At 72.0% G+C, this 19,578-nt stretch carries 20 protein-coding genes; 10 read left to right on the forward strand and 10 right to left on the reverse strand.

Features of this window, described 5'->3' with window-relative positions:
• Nucleotides 1-180 precede the first annotated feature (180 nt).
• The gene (locus tag ABZT06_RS10980) at nucleotides 181-984 is read left to right on the forward strand and encodes an endo alpha-1,4 polygalactosaminidase (protein WP_355738101.1); all 804 of its coding nucleotides are present in this window, start codon (nucleotides 181-183) and stop codon (nucleotides 982-984) included.
• Here the strand turns inward: ABZT06_RS10980 and ABZT06_RS10985 are convergent.
• Nucleotides 981-1,763: an adenosylcobinamide-GDP ribazoletransferase gene (locus ABZT06_RS10985; protein WP_355738296.1), complete on the reverse strand. Its 783-nt coding sequence runs from the start codon at nucleotides 1,761-1,763 to the stop codon at nucleotides 981-983. The genes ABZT06_RS10980 and ABZT06_RS10985 overlap by 4 nt on opposite strands.
• 73 nt (nucleotides 1,764-1,836) lie before the next feature.
• On the opposite strand from ABZT06_RS10985, the gene ABZT06_RS10990 reads away from it, so the two are divergent.
• Nucleotides 1,837-2,592, forward strand: coding sequence for a hypothetical protein (locus ABZT06_RS10990; protein ID WP_355738104.1), 756 nt, complete (start codon nucleotides 1,837-1,839; stop codon nucleotides 2,590-2,592).
• Nucleotides 2,593-3,338: 746 nt separating this feature from the next.
• Here ABZT06_RS10990 and ABZT06_RS10995 read toward each other — a convergent pair.
• From ABZT06_RS10995 to cobT, 3 genes are all read right to left on the reverse strand, one after another.
• Nucleotides 3,339-4,037: a hypothetical protein gene (locus ABZT06_RS10995; RefSeq protein ID WP_355738107.1), complete on the reverse strand. Its 699-nt coding sequence runs from the start codon at nucleotides 4,035-4,037 to the stop codon at nucleotides 3,339-3,341.
• Between the two features lie 24 nt (nucleotides 4,038-4,061).
• Nucleotides 4,062-5,825: a phosphatidylglycerol lysyltransferase domain-containing protein gene (locus ABZT06_RS11000; protein ID WP_355738111.1), complete on the reverse strand. Its 1,764-nt coding sequence runs from the start codon at nucleotides 5,823-5,825 to the stop codon at nucleotides 4,062-4,064.
• A 61-nt stretch (nucleotides 5,826-5,886) separates the two neighbouring features.
• Nucleotides 5,887-6,993, reverse strand: a complete 1,107-nt coding sequence (gene cobT, locus ABZT06_RS11005; RefSeq protein WP_355738114.1) for a nicotinate-nucleotide--dimethylbenzimidazole phosphoribosyltransferase — start codon at nucleotides 6,991-6,993, stop codon at nucleotides 5,887-5,889.
• 126 nt (nucleotides 6,994-7,119) lie between these two features.
• Here cobT and ABZT06_RS11010 point away from each other — a divergent pair, with 126 nt between their 5' ends.
• Nucleotides 7,120-7,734 carry a MarR family transcriptional regulator gene (locus ABZT06_RS11010; protein ID WP_355738116.1) on the forward strand — a complete coding sequence of 205 codons (615 nt, stop codon included), beginning with the start codon at nucleotides 7,120-7,122 and terminating at the stop codon, nucleotides 7,732-7,734.
• Here the strand turns inward: ABZT06_RS11010 and ABZT06_RS11015 are convergent.
• On the reverse strand, nucleotides 7,723-8,925 hold the full coding sequence (locus ABZT06_RS11015) for a bifunctional adenosylcobinamide kinase/adenosylcobinamide-phosphate guanylyltransferase (protein ID WP_355738119.1): 1,203 nt from the start codon (nucleotides 8,923-8,925) through the stop codon (nucleotides 7,723-7,725). The genes ABZT06_RS11010 and ABZT06_RS11015 overlap by 12 nt on opposite strands.
• A gap of 172 nt (nucleotides 8,926-9,097) precedes the next feature.
• Here ABZT06_RS11015 and ABZT06_RS11020 point away from each other — a divergent pair, with 172 nt between their 5' ends.
• On the forward strand, nucleotides 9,098-9,313 hold the full coding sequence (locus tag ABZT06_RS11020) for a hypothetical protein (RefSeq protein ID WP_020137368.1): 216 nt from the start codon (nucleotides 9,098-9,100) through the stop codon (nucleotides 9,311-9,313).
• A 45-nt stretch (nucleotides 9,314-9,358) separates the two neighbouring features.
• On the opposite strand, the gene ABZT06_RS11025 is transcribed toward ABZT06_RS11020, so the two are convergent.
• The 3 genes from ABZT06_RS11025 to ABZT06_RS11035 all read right to left on the reverse strand — a co-directional run bounded on the left by ABZT06_RS11025 (nucleotide 9,359) and on the right by ABZT06_RS11035 (nucleotide 11,967).
• Nucleotides 9,359-10,447, reverse strand: a complete 1,089-nt coding sequence (locus ABZT06_RS11025; RefSeq protein ID WP_355738122.1) for a trypsin-like peptidase domain-containing protein — start codon at nucleotides 10,445-10,447, stop codon at nucleotides 9,359-9,361.
• 57 nt (nucleotides 10,448-10,504) lie between these two features.
• Nucleotides 10,505-11,206, reverse strand: a complete 702-nt coding sequence (locus tag ABZT06_RS11030; protein WP_355738125.1) for a methyltransferase domain-containing protein — start codon at nucleotides 11,204-11,206, stop codon at nucleotides 10,505-10,507.
• A gap of 83 nt (nucleotides 11,207-11,289) precedes the next feature.
• Nucleotides 11,290-11,967 carry a DUF3043 domain-containing protein gene (locus ABZT06_RS11035; protein WP_107104848.1) on the reverse strand — a complete coding sequence of 226 codons (678 nt, stop codon included), beginning with the start codon at nucleotides 11,965-11,967 and terminating at the stop codon, nucleotides 11,290-11,292.
• A gap of 217 nt (nucleotides 11,968-12,184) precedes the next feature.
• Between ABZT06_RS11035 and ABZT06_RS11040 the strand changes: the two genes are divergently transcribed.
• The 6 genes from ABZT06_RS11040 to ABZT06_RS11065 all read left to right on the forward strand — a co-directional run bounded on the left by ABZT06_RS11040 (nucleotide 12,185) and on the right by ABZT06_RS11065 (nucleotide 17,701).
• Nucleotides 12,185-12,964, forward strand: a complete 780-nt coding sequence (locus ABZT06_RS11040) for a PspA/IM30 family protein (RefSeq protein WP_234438850.1) — start codon at nucleotides 12,185-12,187, stop codon at nucleotides 12,962-12,964.
• A gap of 22 nt (nucleotides 12,965-12,986) precedes the next feature.
• Nucleotides 12,987-13,265 carry a hypothetical protein gene (locus ABZT06_RS11045; protein ID WP_355738130.1) on the forward strand — a complete coding sequence of 93 codons (279 nt, stop codon included), beginning with the start codon at nucleotides 12,987-12,989 and terminating at the stop codon, nucleotides 13,263-13,265.
• A gap of 846 nt (nucleotides 13,266-14,111) precedes the next feature.
• Entirely contained in the window at nucleotides 14,112-15,344 is a 1,233-nt protein-coding gene (locus tag ABZT06_RS11050) for a histidine kinase (protein WP_355738132.1), read from the forward strand.
• The gene (locus ABZT06_RS11055) at nucleotides 15,341-16,021 is read left to right on the forward strand and encodes a response regulator transcription factor (protein ID WP_355738135.1); all 681 of its coding nucleotides are present in this window, start codon (nucleotides 15,341-15,343) and stop codon (nucleotides 16,019-16,021) included. The genes ABZT06_RS11050 and ABZT06_RS11055 overlap by 4 nt, the downstream gene beginning before the upstream one ends.
• Nucleotides 16,022-16,140: 119 nt before the next feature.
• Nucleotides 16,141-16,563 carry a YciI family protein gene (locus ABZT06_RS11060; protein ID WP_355738138.1) on the forward strand — a complete coding sequence of 141 codons (423 nt, stop codon included), beginning with the start codon at nucleotides 16,141-16,143 and terminating at the stop codon, nucleotides 16,561-16,563.
• Nucleotides 16,556-17,701, forward strand: a complete 1,146-nt coding sequence (locus ABZT06_RS11065) for a DUF6596 domain-containing protein (protein WP_355738141.1) — start codon at nucleotides 16,556-16,558, stop codon at nucleotides 17,699-17,701. Before ABZT06_RS11060 ends, ABZT06_RS11065 begins: the two co-directional genes overlap by 8 nt.
• A gap of 42 nt (nucleotides 17,702-17,743) precedes the next feature.
• Here ABZT06_RS11065 and ABZT06_RS11070 read toward each other — a convergent pair whose 3' ends face one another.
• Both ABZT06_RS11070 and nadA read right to left on the reverse strand, forming a co-directional pair.
• A complete protein-coding gene (locus tag ABZT06_RS11070) occupies nucleotides 17,744-18,160 on the reverse strand; it encodes a hypothetical protein (protein ID WP_355738144.1) in 417 nt (138 codons plus the stop codon).
• 213 nt (nucleotides 18,161-18,373) lie between these two features.
• A complete protein-coding gene (nadA, locus tag ABZT06_RS11075) occupies nucleotides 18,374-19,558 on the reverse strand; it encodes a quinolinate synthase NadA (protein ID WP_355738146.1) in 1,185 nt (394 codons plus the stop codon).
• Nucleotides 19,559-19,578: the final 20 nt, after the last annotated feature.

Genomic DNA, 19,578 nt, shown 5'->3' on the forward strand with positions numbered 1-19,578 from the left:
GTCGACCGGGCCCGACGGCCGACCCTATTTCGTGTCCGAATTCGGATCCCGATCGGGGCCTTCACCCCTGTCGGCGACCACCCGGGACGAGCCTACGCTCGGGTCGGGCGAGCGTACCTCCGGGCCGCGGCGCGGGAGATCATTCCCGGGTACCCCGTCACACCCCTTGGAGCCCGTCCGTTGAAACGCCCTCTCCTCCTTGTCACCCTGCTACCGCTCCTCCTGGTGGCCGGCTGCTCGACCACCCCGGACTCCGCCTCCGGCTCCGACTCCGAGTCCGGCGGCTCCCGTTGGCTGCCCCGCCCCGGCATCGCCTGGCAGTGGCAGCTGAGCGGCCGCGTCGACACGTCCGTGGACGTGCCGGTGTACGACATTGACGGCTTCGACCAGTCCGAGGCCGTGGTGTCGGCGCTGCACCGCAAGGGCCGCAAGGTCATCTGCTACCTCTCCACGGGCGCGTGGGAGGACTGGCGCCCGGACGCCGGCGAGTTCCCCAAGTCGGTGATCGGGCGCGGCAACGGCTGGAAGGGGGAGCGCTGGCTCGACATCCGTGCCACGGACGTCCTGGAACCGCTGATGGCGGACCGCCTCGACATGTGCCGCGAGAAGGGCTTCGACGCGGTGGAGCCGGACAACATGGACGGCTACAAGAACCGCACGGGCTTCGAACTGACCGCGGCGGACCAGCTCCGCTACAACCGCCTGATCGCGCAACTGGCCCACGAACGCGGCATGTCGGTCGGCCTGAAGAACGACCTCGACCAGATCCCGGAGCTGGTAGGGGACTTCGACTTCGCGGTCAACGAGCAGTGCGCGCAGTACGGCGAGTGCGGGGACGTGGAGCCGTTCGTCAAGGCCGGCAAGGCTGTCTTCCACGTCGAGTACGAACTCCCCACCAGCCGCTTCTGCGCCGAGTCCCGGCGGCTGAAGCTGAGTTCGATGCTGAAGAAGTACGAGCTCGGGGTGTGGCGCGAGGCCTGCTAGAAGTTCATCGACAGGACCACCAGCGCCGTTGTCGCGGCCGTCTCCGCCAACCCCCCGAACACATCCCCGGTCACTCCGCCGAAGCGGCGCGTGCAGTGCCGCAGGAGCAGTTCGGCCACTCCCACGGCGGCGGCGACCGCGAGGACCGTGCGGACGATGTCGTACGACCCGAGGAGCGCTCCCGCTCCGGCCGCCCCCAGCGTCACGGCGGCGGCCGCGAGCACCGCGCCCCGGACCGGGACGACCCCTGCCACCGCGGCCCCGAGCCCCTCCGGCCGGGCCGGCGGAACCCCGGTGCGGGCCGCGAGTGTCAGGGCCAGCCGGGCGGCCGTCGCCGAGACCACGGCCGCCGTCGCACCCCGTGCCCACGAGTCGCCGTACATCTGCGAGAGCGCGGCCACCTGGGCGAGGAGCACGAGGACGAGGGCGATCACGCCGAACGGGCCGATGTCCGACTGCTTCATGATGCGCAGGGCGTCCTCGGCGGGCTTGCCGCTGCCCAGGCCGTCGGCGGTGTCCGCGAGGCCGTCGAGGTGCAGGCCCCGCGTGAGGACCGCCGGCACGGCCACCGTGGCGACCGCGGCGAGCAGTTCGGAGGACCCCAGGGCCAGGAACAGGAGGCCCAGCGCGGCCGACAGCCCGCCCAGCACCACCCCGACCAGCGGGGCGCAGAGCATTCCGCCGCGGGCCGCCTCCCGGTCCCAGCGGGTCACCTTCACGGGGAGCACGCTGAGCGTGCCGAAGGCGAAGCGGAGGCCGTGTAGCGGGGGTGGGGTCATGGACACGTCGGCAGGGTAGCCCGGACGCCGTCGCCGCCGGGCGGCCCACCCCTGTGGACCGGACACTGGGTCCATGGGCCACTGGCTGCACCGCAACATCGTGGAACCCGGCAAGCTGCCGCTGCTCCTCGCCCTGACCGCGTTCGTGCTGACCTTCCTGATCACGCGGGTCATCACCCGGCTCATCCGGGCGGGCAAGGGGCCCTTCGGCAACGTCAGCTCCGGAGGCGTGCACATCCACCACGTGGTGCCGGGAGTCGTCCTCACCGTCATCGGCGGCTTCGGCGCGGTGGGGAGCGGGCGGAGCGGCTTCACGGCGGGGTTGTGCGCGGTCGTCTTCGGGATCGGCGCGGGTCTGGTGCTGGACGAGTTCGCGCTCATCCTGCATCTCGACGACGTGTACTGGAGCGAGGAGGGCCGCAAGAGCGTCGAGGTCGTCGTCCTCACCGTGGCGCTGGTCGGCCTGGTGCTGGCGGGGTTCTCGCCGTTCGGCGTCAACGACGTGACCCAGGGCGAGGCGCAGGACCGCGGTGGCGTCATCAGCAGTGTGGTGGTCAACTTCCTCTTCGCGATGCTCGTCCTGTTCAAGGGCAAGACCCGGATGGCGATCTTCAGCGTGATCGTCCCGCTCGTCGGGCTCATCGGGGTGATCCGCCTGGCCCGCCCCGACTCCCCCTGGGCCCGCCGCTTCTACGCCCGCCGCCCCCACGCCCGCGCCCGCGCCCTGCTCCGCTCCTACCACCGCGACAAACGCTGGTCGGGCCCCCGCCGCAGATTCCAGGACCTGATCGGCGGCAAACCGGACCCGGTACGGCCGCTGGGGCGGTGAGCCGGCGGGGGGATTCTGCTCGAGCGTGGGCGTCGGCCGGTTCCAGGGGCCGGGGGTGGCGAACTGGGCCGGGTATGGCCGCGGGGGCCGTTGAGGGGTAGGGGATTCCGGTCGTCGTGGAGGTGCGGCGGTCCGGGGGAGGGGCGGCCGTCGGGGTTCGGTGGGTGTTTCGGGCGTTGGGGGTGCGGAGTTCTGGGTCGGTCGCGCGGGCGCCGCCGGTTTTGGGGAGGACCGGGGGGTGGCACACCGGATCCGGTACGGCCGCTGGGGCGTTGAGCGGGGCGGGGGATTCTGGTCGTCGTGGAGGTGTGGCGGTCCGGGGGAGGGGCGGCCGTCGGGGTTCGGTGGGTGTTTCGGGCGTTGGGGGTGCGGAGTTCTGGGTCGGTCGCGCGGGCGCCGCCGGTTTTGGGGACCTGGGGGTGGCAAGCCGGACACGGTACGGTCGCTGGGGCGTTGAGCGGGCGGCTGCCGGGGCCCGGTGGGGTCTTTGGGGCGTTGCGGGCGCCGCCTGCTGCTCTCAGGGACGGAGGGGCAGACCGGATCCGCTACGGCCGCGCGGACCTTGCGGGTGCGCGGAGGTACTGGCCGGGTGCGGAGCGCTGGGTGTTGAGGCGGGGTGGAGGTGCGGGCCCAGTGGTCGCAGGGTCCTGGCGGCGGCAGCCGAGGTGCGCCGGGCGCTGAGGGGGCGCGGGGCCCGCTGGTTTCAAGGGGCGGCGTCGGCCTCGCCGGAAAGGTCGCTGTCGGGGTCAGGGGCCGGGCCGTGGCAGGCCGGGGCCGACGGTCTCCCGCGCGCGGGTACGGCGTTGACGGGCCGCCGAGAGAGCGCACAGCACCAGCATCGTCGCGATCGCCGCCACGTGTTCCCGGCCGGCGAGGTTCTCCTTCACCAGCACCTCGACCACCATCGCCGCGACCACGGCACCCGCGGTGACCCGGGCGCCGTACTGCCAGCCGAGGAAGACGGCGAGGCCCACCACGGCCGCCGACGGTCCGGTGTCGACGACGTGGGCGTCCGAGGCGGGCAGGCCGAGCGGGCTGTCGGGGCCCAGCCAGATGCCCACGCGCGCGTACAGCGTGCCGGCGAGCGTGGCCGCGTACGCCAGCGTGAGTGTCCGCCACCGGCCCAGACAGATCTCGGCGAGCCCGAACACGAACAGGATCTGCGCGAGCGCACCCCACACGGGCAGGTCCAGGGCCGGCACGAACAGGGAGAGGGGGGTGCGGAGCAGGGCCAGCCAGAGGGGATCCGCGGCGCGTACGGCACCGACGTCCTGGACGAAGCCGTAGCCCCACGACTGGTTGTGCACGAAATGCAGGGCCGCCGTCAGACACACGGCCGCCACGGCCAGGGGAACCGCCCGCCACCTCCGCCGCAGCAGCCGCCCGCGCACGGTGACGTACAGCTCACCCCACTCCGCGCGGGCCCAGCGGCCGAGCGTCTTCATCCCACGGTCCTCATCCCACGGCTCTCATCTGTGCGTACTCAGGTGCTCCCGCCGCCGCAGCCACCTCGGCAGCCCCGGCACCTCCAGGAACCCCTCCGCGCGGGCGGAGGCGATGCCGATGCGCGGCAGGTCCGCGCTCTTCTCGAAGAGCAGGAACCGCGGCTCCCAGATGGGCCGGTACTTGGCGTTGGCCCGGTACAGCGACTCGATCTGCCACCAGCGGGAGAAGAAGCTGAGCAGCGACCGCCACAGCCGCAGCACCGGCCCGGCGCCAAGACGCGCCCCACGTTCGAAGACCGAACGGAACATCGCGAAGTTGAGTGAGACCTGGGTGATCTGGATCTCCCGGGCCCGGTTCAGCAGCTCGATGACCATGAACTCCATGAGGCCGTTGTCCGCGTCGCGGTCCCGGCGCATGAGGTCGAGGGACAGCCCGTGCGGCCCCCACGGCACGAAGGAGAGCACCGCCTTCAGCTCACCGTTGCCGTCGCTGCACTCCAGCGCCACGCACCGGCCGTCCTCCGGGTCCCCGAGCCGCCCCAGCGCCATGCTGAACCCGCGCTCGGTGGCCCCGTCCCGCCAGTCGTCGGCCCGCCGTACGAGCGCCTCCATCTCCTCGGCCGGGATGTCCTCGTGACGCCGGATCCGCACGGTGTACCCGGCCCGCTTGACCCGGTTGTAGGCCTGCCGGACGGTCCGCATCGCACGGCCCTCCAGGGTGAACTCGGCGACCTCGACGATCGCCTCGTCCCCCAGCTCCAGCGCGTTCAGACCGTGCCGCGCGTACACGGTCCCCGCGTCCTCGCCCGCGCCCATCACGGCCGGCAGCCACCCGTGCGCCCGCGCCTCGGCGAGCCACGGCTCGATCGCCCCCGGCCAGGCCTCCGGGTCTCCGATCGGATCACCGGAGGCCAGGGAGACCCCGCTGACGACCCGGTAGGTGACGGCCGCCTTGCCGGTCGGCGACCAGATGACGCTCTTCTCCCTGCGCAGCGCGAAGTACCCGAGCGAGTCCCGCTCGCCCTGCCGCCCCAGCAGTTCCCGCAGGCGCCGCTCGTCGTCCTCGGTGAGCGGGTCGAGGGCACGCCGGGAGCGGAACGCGGCGTAGAGGACGGCGAGGACGAGGACCGTGCTGAGCACGTTGATGACGACGTTGACCCAGTTCGGTGTCAGGATCCCGTCGAAGCGGGAGTCGTCGGCGGCGACCGAGACCAGCCGCAGCGTGCCGTACCACCACCGCTCCACGAAGGCCGACGACCGCGACGCCTGGTTGGTGACGGTCACCAGCAGCGCGGCCAGCAGTGAGCACACCAGCAGCCCGCCCACGGCCACGGCGGCGGCGAGCCGCGGGTTGGACCGGTCGCCCTTGGCGTAGAACTCCCGCCGTCCGACGAGCAGGGCCACCACGAAGGCCGCGGTGAGGAACAGGGAGATCCAGTTCTGCGCGTAGCGCCGGATCTCCGGGAACGCCATCGCGAGGACGAACAGGGCGAGGAACGACCCCGACAGCACCAGGTTCAGGATCCACGCCGCGCGCTTGCGCCGCCGCATGGTGATGGCGAGGAAGGCCGTGAACACCCCGGAGGCGAAGCCCGCCGTCAGCAGATAGGGCGTGAAGTAGTCCTGCTGGTTGTGCCGCCGTACGTCCTGCCCCAGCGACACCCACACCGCGCTGAGGAAGTTGACGAAAGCGACGACCCGCAGGTACCACACGGCGAAACCGGCGGCCCGCCGCGAGCCCCCGGTGGACCGGACATTCCGAACAGGTGCAACCCGGACATCTCCCATGAAGGGCGATCATGCCCCTTGCGCCGGCGATTCCGCCGCAAGGGCACTCACCAGTCCGCGACTACTCCTCGTCGGACACCTTCTCCGGCTCCTCCTCGAAGACCGCGGGCTCCTGCGGCTCCTCCGGCTTCTCGGGCAGCTCGGCGGCCAGTGCCGCCGCGGCCTGCACCAGCGGCAGCGCCAGCAGTCCGCCCGCACCCTCGCCGACCGTCACGCCGTGGTCGAGCAGTGGTTCCAGAGCCATCCGGTCCAGCGCCTTCGACTGTCCCGGCTCACCGCTGTTCTGCCCGGCCAGCCACCAGTCCGGCGCCCGGAACGCGATGCGCTGCGCCACCAGCGCGCAGGCGGCCACGACCATCCCGTCCAGCACGACGGGCAGCTTGCGCACCGCGCTCTGCAGCAGGAACCCGGTGATCGCCGCGAGGTCGGCCCCGCCCACCGTCGCCAGCAACTGCAACTGGTCCCCGAGCACCGGCCGCGCCCGCCGCAGCGCGTCCCGGATCGCCGCGCACTTGCGCATCCACGCCAGGTCGTCGATCCCGGTCCCGCCCCGCCCGGTCACCACGGACGCGTCGGTCCCGCACAGCGCGGCGACCAGCACCCCGGCCACCGTGGTCCCGCCCACGCTCACATCGCCGAGCACCACGAGGTCCGTACCGGAGTCGGCCTCCTCGTCGGCCACCGCGACCCCGGCCCGGAAGGCGGCCTCCGCCTCATCCAGGGTCAGCGCGTCCTCGACATCGATACGACCGCTTCCGCGCCGCACCCGATGCCGTACGACATCCTCCGGCAGCTCGGCCGGATCGCAGTCCAGCGCCATGTCGACGACCCGCACCGGCACGCCGAGCCGCCGCGCGAGGATCGACACCGGACGGCCGCCCTCCAGGACCTCCCGCACCAACTCCGAGGCGCTGCCCGCGGCCCGCCCCGAGACACCCAGTCCGGCGATCCCGTGGTCACCGGCGAACAGCACGACCCGCGGCCGCTCGACCGGCCGTACCGGTACGGCCGACTGCGCCGCCGCCAGCCACTCGCCCAGGTCGTCGAGGCGGCCCAGCGCCCCGGGCGGCACGATCTGACGCTCCCGGCGCGCCTCGGCGTCGCGACGCACCCCGCCGTCGGGGCGCTCGATCAGATCGGTGAAGTCGTCGAGATTAAGCGAGCTCATTCGCCGAACAGTACCGGCCCTGATCGAACACGGGGGCGCCACAGGGCCATGACGTCGTTGCGCCCGGGATCGGCTTCCCATACGTTCCGTTTTATAGCGAATTGCCGTGCGTCTCCGGGAGGCCCCATGCCCGCACCGACCGCCCCTTCCGTGCGGCGTCTTCGCTCCGCCGCCCGCGCGATGCTGCGGTTCCCCGACCCCGAGAGCTGGCTGGACGTGGACACGGGGGACGCGGACTTCCCGGAGGCGGCGCGAACGTTCTTCCCCTACACGGCCTTCGACGGCCTCGACCCCACCCACCGCGTCCTGCACGCCCAGGCGATCGAGCGCCTGGAGGAGGGCTACCTCGGACGTCTGACGGACCCGCGGATCGCCGCCCACCTGCGCGGCCGCTACGACGTGGTCAGTCTGCTGAACCCGCACACGGACCCCGGGGAACTCCGCGCGGCCCTCGCGGTCCTGCGCCCCGGCGGCCACCTCCTGGTGGAATCCCCGGACGACCCCCGCGCCGAACTGGAGTCGCGGGGCTGCACCATCATCGCGACGGCCCGCAGATCCGCGCACGTCCCGGCCCGTCTCACGGCCCGCCTGCCCGGCACCCTGCCCCCGTGGGTGACCGGGCCGCTGACCTCCACCGCGAGAGCGCTGGACCACACCCTGGCCCTCCTCCTCGCCGGCACCCGCTTCGCGAAGACCTACCGGGTGATCGCCCGCAAGAACGCGGACACCTCAGCCCCGTAGCACCAGCGCCTGCCCCGCCACCACCAGCACCACCTGCTCGCACTCGGCCGCGAACGCCGCGTTCAGCCGCCCCAGCTCGTCCCGGTACCGGCGCCCCGACGCGGTGGCCGGCACGATCCCCGACCCCACCTCGTTCGACACGGCCACCACGGTCCGCCGGGCGTCCCGCACCGCCTCCGTCAACTCCCGCACCCGCGCCCGCAGTTCCCGCTCCCCGCCGTCGGCCCACTCCGCGTCGTCCCACGCGCCGACGGTGTCCATCGCGTCCGTCAGCCACAGCGACAGACAGTCGATCAGCAGCGGCGCCCCCTCGTCCTTCAGCAGCGGCACCAGGTCGCAGGTCTCCGCCGTACGCCACGACCCCGGCCGCCGCTCCCGGTGGGTGGCGACCCGGGAAGCCCACTCGGTGTCCCCGTTCCGCGACCCGCCGGTCGCCACGTACAGCACGTCGGGGAACGCCTCCAGCCGCCGCTCGGCCTCCACCGACTTCCCGGACCGCGCCCCGCCCAGTACCAGCGTCCGCCGCGGCACATCCGGTACGTCCTCGTACACCCCGACAACCAGATTCGTCCCGTCGGGCACGGCCCGCGCCCCGGCGGCGGCCAGCCTCCGCCGCAACTCGGCGCCGGGCGGCACATCGTGGTCGACGTGCACGGCGACGACGTCGGTCGTGGGTCCCACGGCACCCACGGCCCGCAGCCGGGCGAGCGCGTCCGGCCGCCGTACGACATCGGCGAGCACCAGGTCGTACGACTCCACGGCCCCCCGCTCCAGCCCGGCGGGCGCGCCCCCGGGCGGCAGGTACAGCGCCCGCTGCCCCTCGGGCCCGGTGACGGCGTACCCGGTCCCCGGCGCGTCCATCGCCACGGCCAGCACCCGATGCCCCGTCAGCAACGTCAACTCCCGTCCGTCCGGCACCCGCCCCGGCTGCGGAAGCCCGGCAGGCACCTCGACGGGGGGCCCGTCATGGGGGTGCGACAGCAACACCTGCCGTACGCCCGCGAGGGAATGCCCGGAGCGGGCGGCGGCGAAGGCGGCACCGGGGGTGAGATCGAGCAACAGGGTCTCGTCGACGAGTACGGCGGTGGCACCCCGGGCGTCCGTCCCGACGGCGACGGCACACGCGGCACAGGGGCAGCCGGGGCGAGGGAGGCCGGCGGGGGCACCGGTCCCGAGCAGAGTCAGTTCCACGCAGACGATTCTCGCCGGTCCCTGTTGATCATGCGCGCGCGGAGCTGCCTTCAGGAGCGCGGGACCGTGCCGATGTGCGGCTCCATCGCGTGGGCACGAGCCCCACCGGCCCGCATCCGACCACGTACCGCTTAGGGTGCTCTTCGTGACGGATCAACCACGGGAGGCTCACATGGCGACATGGACCTGGCGATTCGAGAAGTCCGACGGTGCGGAGACCGAGCCCGCGGTCGAGCCGGAGGAGTTCACGACCCAGGGAGACGCCGAGTCCTGGCTCGGTGAGTACTGGAAGCCCCTGCTCGCGGGCGGCGCGGAACAGGTTCGCCTGTTCGAGGACGCCACCGAGATCTACGGTCCGATGAGCCTGAAGGCGGCCGAGGAGGCGTGACAGGGGGAGGGCGAGGGCTTCGCAGGAAACCCTCGCCCACCTCCGTCACTGCTCACCCAGTGTCACGTCCACGGTCTTCACGTCGCCGTCCCGTGTGTAGGTCACGGAGGTCTTCTGACCCGGCCGGTCCGCCGCCAGCGCCTCGGAGAGCGCGGTGATGGTCGGGGTCTTGGTGTCGCCGAGTTCCGTGATGAGGTCCCCGGCCTCGATGCCGGCCTTGTCCGCGGCCCCGCCGCTCTTCACGTCCACGACCGCGACCCCGGCGGCCTGGTGGCTGTCGTCGACGACCGTCCGGCCGGTGATGCCGAGCGCGGCCCGGCCCGAGTCGGTGACCTTGCCGTTCTTGATGATCTGAGCGGCGACCGTCTTCACCATCGACGCGGGGATCGCGAACCCGATCCCGGGCGCCGCGCTGTCCCCGAAGGTGGGGTCCGTCGCGGCGAGGGTCGGGATGCCGATGACCTGGCCGTCGAGGTTGACGAGGGCCCCGCCGCTGTTGCCGGGGTTGATGGCCGCGGACGTCTGCACCATGTTGGGGATGGTCACCGCCGTCCCGCCCCCGCTGCCGCCCTCGCTGACGGTCCGTCCGGTCGCCGAGACGATGCCCTGGGTCACGCTCGACGACAGCCCGAGCGGCGATCCCATGGCCAGCACGATCTGCCCCACCGCGACCTTGGCCGAGTCACCGAAGGCCGCCGCCCTCAGCCCGCCCGGCACCTGGTCCAGCTTGATGACGGCGAGATCCTGATCCGGGTAGGAGTACACGAGCGTCGCGGTCAGCTCGTTCTCGCTGTTCGCCGTCGTCACCTTGAAGGTCTTCCCGTCCCCGACGACATGGGCGTTGGTGACGATGTGGCCCTTGTCGTCGTACACCACCCCGGACCCCAGATCACCGCCGGCCTGGATCTGCACGACCGACGGCAGAACGTCCTTGACCACCTTCTGGTAGTCGCTCTGGAGGTCACCGTCGGCAGCGGGAACGGCCGCCTGGGCGGCCTGCGTGGTCGATGTCTCCTTGCGGCCGGAGGAACCGGAGCCGGAGGAACCGGAGTCGGAGCACCCGGCGAGGAGAGCGACGGAACACACGAGCGCCGCCGACGACACTCGCAGAGCACGGGTACGCGAAGCGTTCATGCCCCGAGTCTCACTTCGGGCCCGAGGCCCGGGCCTGCGCTGTTCGCCCGAACGGGCTCAGCCCCGCACCCCGCACAGATGCAGCAGCGCGGCGACCCCACGGTACGGATCCGTCCGCCCCGCCCGCTCCTCGCAGGCCAGCAGCGCCTCCACATCGGCCGGCGTCCCGGTGTCGTCCGCCGCCGTGTCCGTGAACACCCGCACCCCGTACCAGGTCTGGAGCGGCGCCCCGATGCCGGCGAGCGTCGCGGTCAGCGTGCTCAGCCGGTCGCCCCGCACATCGAGCCCCAGCCGGTTGCGGTACGCGGTGGAGTCGAAGGCACCCAGCGCGCCGGCCCAGTCACCGGCCAGCCCCGGCCGCATCGCCAGCGCGTCACCGTTGCGTACGAGCAACGACAGCAGGCCGCCCGGTGCCAGCATCCGCGCCAGCCCGGCCAGCAGCGGATCGGGCTCCTCGACGTACATGAGCACGCCGTGGCACAGCACCACGTCGAAACTGCCCGGCAGGAAGTGCACCCCGGTCTCCCGGCCGTCACCCTCGATGATCCGCATCCGCTCCCGGATGCCCTCGGGCTCGGCGGACAGGGCCTGCCGGGCCGCCGCGAGCATCGTGGAGTCCTGCTCGAGCCCGGTCACCTGGTGCCCGGCCCGGGCCAGCCGCAGCGCCTGCGTGCCCTGGCCCATCCCCACGTCGAGCACCCGCAGCCGCTGCCCCACCGGGTACCGGCCGACTATCTGCTCGTCGAGCTGCCGGGCCACCAGCTCCTGTCGTACGACATTCCGCAGCCCGCCCAGCTTGTCCAGCCAGGCATCAGCCGCACCCCCGGAGAAAGATGTCGTACTCAGGGCCGCTCTCCGCGCTTGACCTGCGGCTTCGGCAGCCGGAGGCGACGCATCTGGAGCGAGCGCATGAGGGCGTAGGCGACCGCGCCCTTCCGGTTCTGGTCCGGGAAGCGCTCGGCGAGCCGCTTCTTCAGACGGAAACCGGTGAGGATCGAGTCGAGCACGATCAGCACGATCACGACGAGCCACAGGAGCAACGCGATGCTCTGCAGCGCGCCCACCCGCACCAGGCTCAGCACGAGGATGACCACGGCCATCGGCAGGAAGAACTCCGCCACGTTGAACCGCGCGTCGATGGTGTCGCGGGCGAACTTGCGCACCGGCCCCTTGTCCCGCGCGGGCAGATACCGCTCGTCGCCGCCGGCCAGCGCCTGGCGCTGCCTCTCCAGCGCCGAACGGCGCTCCTCGCGCTGACGCTTGGAGGCGTCCTTGCGGGTGAGCGACGTGTTGGCGACGCTGCGGCGCTGGGACTGGGCCTCACTGCGCTTGGGCGTGGGCCGGCCCTTGGGGGCCTGCGGGTCGCGGGGCTGCTTGGAGTCGGTCAGCTGCGCCTTGTCGGCGACGGCGGCCTTCTCTTCCTTGGTGGCACGGCTACGGAACACAAAACCCAAGGGTAAGGGGTGTCCGGGGTTGGACCCCAGCCCGGTGGGGAACGATCCGGCAACACCAGTCGTCATGTAGGGGGACAGAGGGGACGTCCGGTGACTGGTTGCTCACCCTGAAGGTCACCTACTCCTTACGCCGGAGCAAGGGATTGGTCAGTCGTCCTTGGGGATGAGCGCATCCGTCCCGGAACAGTGCGTCAATGGATGCAGGGCCCGTACTGTGGGTTCTGTCGCAGAGCTGAGCTGGAAGTCCGTCAGAAGGGGGCGCGCGAAGCCCATGAGCGGTGTCATGAAGCGTATGGGGATGATCTTCCGCGCGAAGGCGAACAAGGCCCTTGACCGGGCCGAGGACCCGCGCGAAACCCTCGATTACTCGTACCAGAAGCAGCTGGAGCTGCTCCAGAAGGTACGCCGGGGCGTGGCCGACGTCGCCACCTCCCGCAAGCGCCTGGAACTCCAGCTGAACCAGTTGCAGTCGCAGTCCTCGAAGCTGGAGGACCAGGGCCGCAAGGCGCTCGCGCTCGGCCGTGAGGACCTCGCCCGTGAGGCGCTGTCCCGTCGTGCCGCGCTCCAGCAGCAGGTGACCGACCTGGAGACCCAGCACTCGACTCTGCAGGGCGAGGAGGAGAAGCTCACCCTTGCGGCCCAGCGCCTCCAGGCCAAGGTGGACGCCTTCCGGACGAAGAAGGAGACCATCAAGGCCACGTACACCGCGGCCCAGGCGCAGACCCGGATCGGCGAGGCCTTCTCCGGCATCTCGGAGGAGATGGGCGACGTGGGCCTGGCGATTCAGCGGGCCGAGGACAAGACGGCCCAGCTCCAGGCCCGGGCCGGCGCGATCGACGAGCTGCTGGCCTCGGGTGTCCTCGACGACCAGTCCGGCATGCACAAGGACGACATCCAGGCCGAGCTGGACAGGCTCTCCGGTGGTACGGATGTAGAGCTGGAACTGCAGCGCATGAAGGCGGAGCTGGCGGGAGGGTCGTCGTCCCAGCAGGCCATCGAGGGCGGCACCGGCCAGTCGCAGTCCCAGCAGCCGCAGGACACCCCACGCTTCGACAAGCAGTAGGGCCCACGCCGAGGAGGGCGACATGATCGTACGGATCATGGGGGAGGGTCAGGTGAGGCTGGCCGAGAGCCACCTCGCCGACCTGAACAAGCTGGACGACGAGCTGTTGGCCGAGATGGAGAAGGGCGACGGCCCGGGCTTCCGCCGCACCCTCCAAGCCCTCCTCACCAGCGTTCGAGAACTGGGCGACCCGCTCCCGGACGACTCCCTGGAACCCTCGGAACTGATCCTCCCGTCAGCGGACGCGACCCTGGAGGAAGTCCGGGACCTCCTGAGCGACGACGGCCTGATCCCGGGCTGACACCACACTCTGCGAGGGCTCTCCGCCGGATCACGCCGGCGACGAGCCCGTAAGACGACTTCCGTCCGGCACTGCCCCACATCGCGGCGCCGTGGGGTGCGACGCGCGGGCACTCCCACCCGGCCCACCGGGGCTTCGCTCGTCGGCGCAGCCCCACCACCGAGCCCGCCGACGTCGCCGCTTCCCGTTGCGTGCCGGTGAGACCGCCCTGTCGGGGGCCGGCCCGCACCGTCCGGCTCGCCGGGGCTTGGCTCTCCACCCCCGCTCCACCACCGAGCCCGCCGACGTCCCCGCTTCCCGTTGCGTGCCGGTGAGACCGCGCCGTGGGGGCCGCCCGCACCGTCCGGCTTGCCGGGGTTGGGCTCTTCACCCCCGCTCCACCACCGAGCCGCTGTCGTCCCCGCTTCCAGCGGTCCGCCGGTGGGGCCTCTCTGCTGGGGGCCGCCCGCACCGTCCGGCTTGCCGGGTCTGCGCTCTTCGACGCGGCCCCGGCTTCGCCACCGAGCCCGCTGTCCTCCCCGCCTTCAGCGGCCCGCCGGTGGGACCTCTGTGCCGGGGGCCGGCCCGCACCCTCCGGCTTGCCGGGGCTGCGTTCTTCGACACGGCCCCGGCTTCGCCACCGAGCTCGCTGGTGGACCTCTCTGCTGGGGGTTGGCCCCCGCCGTCCGGCTGGCTCCGGACTCAGGGGACGAGGACGCCGCCGTCCCCCTACCTGGCCCTTTCCCGCTCCAGCGTCCGAGGACGGGCAGGCGACCCGGGGCGGTCACCGTGACCCAGGTCCGTGAAGTCGGGAACGTACAGGTAGCCCCCGTTCCGCCCCCGGCAGGGCCCCCGTACTGTTCAAGAGTGAGCCGCACCGTCGACCGCGCCCGGCACCACCTCAAGGCGCATCCCCTGGCCCTGGACGCCGTCCTCGCCGCGGGCGTCCTCGCCTGCATGGTGGCCGGTTCCTTCGTCGAGCCCCATGACAGGGACGCCGTCAGCTGGAGCATCCGCACCCCCGAGCCACTCAGCCTCGTCCTGATGGCCCTCGGTGCCCTCGCCCTGGTCTTCCGCCGCCGCGCCCCCCTCACTGTCCTCGCCCTCACCGGCACCGCCTCCGTCATCGAGTGCGTCACCGGCGACCCCCGCGCCCCCGTCGCCATGGCCGCCGTGATCGCCCTCTACACGGTCGCCTCCACCACCGACCGCGCCACCACCTGGCGGGCCGGCCTGCTCACCATGACCGTCCTCACCAGCGCCGCGATGCTTGCGGGGCCGCTGCCCTGGTACGCCCAGGAGAACCTCGCGATCTTCGCCTGGACCGGCATCGGCGCCACCGCGGGCGACGCCGTCCGCAGCCGCCGCGCCTTCGTCCAGGCCATCAGGGAACGCGCCGAGAAGGCCGAGCGCACCCGTGAGGAAGAGGCCCGGCGAAGGGTCGCCGAGGAACGCCTGCGCATCGCCCGCGACCTGCACGACGTCGTCGCCCACCACATCGCCCTGGTCAACGTCCAGGCCGGAGTCGCCGCGCACGTCATGGACAAGCGCCCCGACCAGGCCAAGGAGGCCCTCGCCCACGTCCGCGAGGCCAGCCGCTCCGCCCTCAACGAACTCCGCGCCACCGTCGGCCTGCTCCGGCAGTCCGGCGACCCCGAGGCCCCCACCGAACCCGCCCCGGGCCTCGCCCGCCTCGACGAACTCGTCGGCACCTTCCGCAGCGCGGGCCTGCACGTCGAGGTCGCCCGCGCCGACCACGGCACCACCCTCCCCGCCGCCGTGGACCTGGCCGCCTACCGGGTCATCCAGGAAGCCCTGACCAACGTGCAGAAGCACGCCGGTACGGAGGCGAAGGCCGAGGTCAGCGTCGTCCGCGTAGGCCCCGACGTGGAGATCACCGTCCTCGACGACGGGGCCGGCCAGGACGACGACCCCGACAACGGCGGCGGCCACGGCCTGCTCGGCATGCGCGAGCGCGTCACCGCCCTGCGCGGCACCCTCACCACCGGCCCGCGCTACGGAGGCGGTTTTCGCGTCCATGCGATCCTGCCGGTCAAGACCCGCACCGCGGCAAGGGACCAACCGGGAGAGCCCGTATGACGATTCGTGTCCTGCTCGCCGACGACCAGGCACTGCTGCGCAGCGCCTTCCGTGTGCTCGTCGATTCGGAGCCGGACATGGAGGTGGTCGGCGAGGCGTCCGACGGTGCCGAGGCCGTCCGGCTGACCAGGGAGGAAGGCGCCGACGTCGTGCTCATGGACATCCGGATGCCGGGCACGGACGGCCTCGCGGCCACCCGCATGATCAGCGAGGACCCTTCCCTCGCCCACGTCCGCGTGGTCATCCTGACCACCTTCGAGGTCGACGACTACGTCGTGCAGTCCCTGCGCGCCGGCGCCTCCGGCTTCCTCGGCAAGGGCAGCGAACCCGAGGAACTCCTCAGCGCCATCCGGGTCGCGGCCGGCGGTGAGGCCCTGCTGTCCCCGGCCGCCACCAAGGGCCTGATCGCCCGTTTCCTCGCCCAGGGCGACGCGGACGACGAGCACGACCCCGTCCGCTCCGAACGCCTCGCGGCCCTGACCCACCGCGAACGCGAGGTCCTCGTCCAGGTCGCCGGCGGCCACTCCAACGACGAGATCGCCGAGCGCCTGGAGGTCAGCCCGCTCACCGTCAAGACCCACGTCAACCGGGCCATGGCCAAGCTGGGCGCCCGCGACCGGGCCCAGCTCGTGGTGATCGCCTACGAGTCGGGGCTGGTACGGCCCAGGGTGGAGTGAGCTCAGCAGGCCGCAGCGCCGAAAAAAACCGCGCGGCGATGTCGAGAACCCCGGCTCCGCTCCGTCCCCGGGGTGAGAGCGGCCGGCACGAGGCGGCCCCGGAACCCAGGAGAGACATCATGGCCAAGTACCTGCTGCTCAAGCACTACCGTGGCGCTCCCGCCCCGGCCAACGACGTGCCCATGGAACAGTGGACGCCGGAGGAGATCTCGGCGCACGTGCGGTACATGCGGGACTTCGCGGAACGGCTGGTGGAGACCGGGGAGTACGTCGACGGGCAGGCGCTCGCTCCCGAGGGGACGTGGGTGCGGTACGACGGCGAGGGGCGCCCGCCGGTCACCGACGGGCCGTTCGCCGAGACCAAGGACCTCATCGCCGGCTGGACGGTGATCGACGTCGACAGCTACGAGCGGGCCCTGGAGCTGGCCGGGGAGCTGTCGGCCGCCCCCGGAGCCGGCGGGAAGCCGATCCACGAGTGGCTGGAGCTGCGCCCGCTGTACGCGGTGTCGCCCACCGCCACGGAGTGCCACGCCGGTGGATGAGGCGCTGCTCAGAAGCCTCACGCCGAGCGTGCTCGCCGTCCTCGTGCGCCGCGGGGCCGACTTCGCGGCGGCCGAGGACGCCGTCCAGGACGCGCTCGTCGAGGCGGTCCGGGTCTGGCCGGCCGACCCGCCGCGCGACGCCAAGGGCTGGCTGGTCATCGTGGCCTGGCGCAAGTTCCTCGACGCGACCCGCTCGGACACCGCCCGCCGCCGACGAGAGGAACGTGCCGACGAGGATCCGGTACCCGGCCCCACGCCCGCCGTGGACGACACGCTCCAGCTGTACTTCCTGTGCGCCCACCCCTCGCTCAGCCCGTCCTCCGCCGTCGCCCTCACCCTGCGCGCCGTCGGCGGACTCACCACCCGCCAGATCGCCCGGGCCTACCTCGTGCCCGAGGCGACCATGGCGCAGCGCATCAGCCGGGCCAAGCGCACCGTCTCCGGTGTCCGCTTCGACCAGCCCGGCGATGTCGCCACCGTGCTGCGCGTCCTCTACCTCGTCTTCAACGAGGGCTACTCCGGCGATGTCGACCTAGCCGCCGAGGCCATTCGGCTCACCCGGCAGCTCGCCGCGGCCATCGACCACCCCGAGGTCGCCGGGCTGCTCGCCCTCATGCTGCTCCACCACGCCCGCCGCGCCTCCCGGACCGCCCCCGACGGCACTCTGGTGCCACTCGCCGAGCAGGACCGCAGCCGCTGGGACACCGCGGCGATCGCCGAGGGCGTGCGGATCCTCCAGAACGCCCTCGCCCGCGACCGGCTGGGCGAGTTCCAGGCCCAGGCAGCCATCGCCGCCCTGCACGCCGACGCGCCCACCGCCGAGGAGACCGACTGGGTGCAGATCGTCGAGTGGTACGACGAACTCGCCCGCCTCACCGACAGCCCCGTCGTCCGCCTCAACCGGGCGGTCGCCGTGGGCGAGGCGGACGGCCCCCGCGCGGGCCTGGCCGCCCTGGCCGCGATCGAGGACTCGCTGCCCCGCCACACCGCGGCCGCCGCCTACCTCCACGAACGCGCCGGCGACCTGACGACCGCGGCCGGCCTGTACGCCGAGGCCGCCCACAAGGCCCCCAACCTCGCCGAACGCGACTACCTGACCCGACAGGCGGCCCGGCTCAACTCCCGCCCGCGTGACTGACGCGGAACAGCTGGGACGCCGCGCGGTACTCCGTGCCGAAGATCAGCAGCGGGTGTCCGTCCACCCCTTGTAGACGGAACCGCTCGAATTCAGTTCGCCGTAGGCTTGGGTGCAGACATTCAGCGTGTTGGCCCCGGCGGACCAGACCTCGTTCCCTGTCGATGCATTCCAACCCAGTAGTTGCGACGATGTCTGGACAGCGGCCCCGATCCGCCATGAACCGTGGGTGTCACGGAAGCTCTGCCAGACGTACGCATACGCCCAGTTCTTGGCGCAGCCCTTGAACTGCTTCACGGAGACGGCGGTCTGACCCGCGACGGTGATGTACCCCGTGTCCCCGATCTGAACAACAGTGCTGCAGCCCGGTGCGGACTCGGCGGCGGCGGGACTTGAGGTGCCGATGACCACGCCGGCGGCAAGCGCAACAGTGGCAATGGTCGTTGACAGAAGGCGTCTCACGTTTCCCCCATGTGAGGCTCAGGCATCAACGATGTACATGACATATCGCTGTGTACAAATTAGCGACCACAAGATCTACGGGCAAGACTCGCAGTTCCTTCACCCCCGCCCCTCGCCGCAACGAACAAGTCGTCGGCAGCCCCCGCGCCCGTACGCGCGTGGAACCCCGACGACTTGGTCGTTGGCGGCAGAGGGAGGCCTCTGGCGGTCGCTCTACGGCAGCGCCAGCATCCGCTCCAGCGCCAGCTTCGCGAACGTCTCGGTCTCCTTGTCGACCTCGATCCGGTTGACGAGCTTGCCCTCGGCCAGGGACTCCAGGGTCCAGACCAGGTGGGGCAGGTCGATGCGGTTCATGGTCGAGCAGAAGCAGACCGTCTTGTCGAGGAAGACGATCTCCTTGCCCTCGGGGGCGAAACGGTTCGCGAGGCGTCGTACGAGATTGAGCTCCGTGCCGATGGCCCACTTCGAGCCGGCCGGGGCCGCCTCCAGCGCCTTGATGATGTACTCGGTCGAACCGACCTGGTCCGCCGCGGCCACGACCTCGTGCTTGCACTCGGGGTGCACCAGGACGTTCACCCCGGGGATGCGGGCGCGGACGTCCTCCACGGACTCCAGCGAGAAGCGGCCGTGGACCGAGCAGTGCCCGCGCCACAGGATCATCTTCGCGTCCCGCAGCTGCTCGGCGGTCAGGCCGCCGTTCGGCTTGTGCGGGTTGTAGACGACACAGTCCTCCAGGGACATGCCCAGGTCCCGCACCGCGGTGTTGCGGCCGAGGTGCTGGTCGGGCAGGAAGAGGACCTTCTCGCCCTGCTCGAAGGCCCAGTCCAGGGCGCGCTTGGCGTTGGAGGACGTACAGATCAGGCCGCCGTGCTTGCCCGTGAACGCCTTGATGTCCGCGGAGGAGTTCATGTACGACACCGGCACGACCTGCTCGGCTATGCCGGCGTCGGTGAGCACGTCCCAGCACTCGGCGACCTGCTCGGCCGTCGCCATGTCGGCCATGGAGCAGCCGGCGGCGAGGTCGGGCAGGACGACCTTCTGGTCGTCGGAGGTGAGGATGTCCGCCGACTCGGCCATGAAGTGCACACCGCAGAACACGATGTACTCGGCTTCCGGGCGCGCGGCCGCGTCCCGGGCCAGCTTGAAGGAGTCGCCCGTGACGTCGGCGAACTGGATGACCTCGTCACGCTGGTAGTGGTGGCCGAGGACGAACACCTTGTCGCCGAGCTTCTCCTTGGCCGCGCGGGCGCGCTCGACCAGGTCGGGGTCGGACGGCGAGGGCAGGTCGCCGGGACACTCGACGCCCCGCTCGCTCTTCGGGTCGGCCTCGCGGCCGAGCAGCAACAGGGCGAGCGGAGTCGGCTGTACGTCGAGCTCCGTGGTCTGGGCGGTGGTCACGACACGCACCCTTTCTACTT

This window comes from Streptomyces sp. NPDC005483 (genome assembly GCF_040606035.1).
In the GTDB taxonomy this organism is placed as follows: domain Bacteria; phylum Actinomycetota; class Actinomycetes; order Streptomycetales; family Streptomycetaceae; genus Streptomyces.

Coding starts and splice junctions, on each gene's coding strand:
- ABZT06_RS10985 (WP_355738296.1), bottom strand. CDS start 1,763: ATGACCCCACCCCCGCTACACGGCCTCCGCTTCGCCTTCGGCACGCTC.
- ABZT06_RS10990 (WP_355738104.1), top strand. CDS start 1,837: ATGGGCCACTGGCTGCACCGCAACATCGTGGAACCCGGCAAGCTGCCG.
- ABZT06_RS10995 (WP_355738107.1), bottom strand. CDS start 4,037: ATGAAGACGCTCGGCCGCTGGGCCCGCGCGGAGTGGGGTGAGCTGTAC.
- ABZT06_RS11000 (WP_355738111.1), bottom strand. CDS start 5,825: ATGGGAGATGTCCGGGTTGCACCTGTTCGGAATGTCCGGTCCACCGGG.
- cobT (WP_355738114.1), bottom strand. CDS start 6,993: ATGAGCTCGCTTAATCTCGACGACTTCACCGATCTGATCGAGCGCCCC.
- ABZT06_RS11010 (WP_355738116.1), top strand. CDS start 7,120: ATGCCCGCACCGACCGCCCCTTCCGTGCGGCGTCTTCGCTCCGCCGCC.
- ABZT06_RS11020 (WP_020137368.1), top strand. CDS start 9,098: ATGGCGACATGGACCTGGCGATTCGAGAAGTCCGACGGTGCGGAGACC.
- ABZT06_RS11025 (WP_355738122.1), bottom strand. CDS start 10,447: ATGAACGCTTCGCGTACCCGTGCTCTGCGAGTGTCGTCGGCGGCGCTC.
- ABZT06_RS11035 (WP_107104848.1), bottom strand. CDS start 11,967: ATGACGACTGGTGTTGCCGGATCGTTCCCCACCGGGCTGGGGTCCAAC.
- ABZT06_RS11040 (WP_234438850.1), top strand. CDS start 12,185: ATGAAGCGTATGGGGATGATCTTCCGCGCGAAGGCGAACAAGGCCCTT.
- ABZT06_RS11045 (WP_355738130.1), top strand. CDS start 12,987: ATGATCGTACGGATCATGGGGGAGGGTCAGGTGAGGCTGGCCGAGAGC.
- ABZT06_RS11055 (WP_355738135.1), top strand. CDS start 15,341: ATGACGATTCGTGTCCTGCTCGCCGACGACCAGGCACTGCTGCGCAGC.
- ABZT06_RS11060 (WP_355738138.1), top strand. CDS start 16,141: ATGGCCAAGTACCTGCTGCTCAAGCACTACCGTGGCGCTCCCGCCCCG.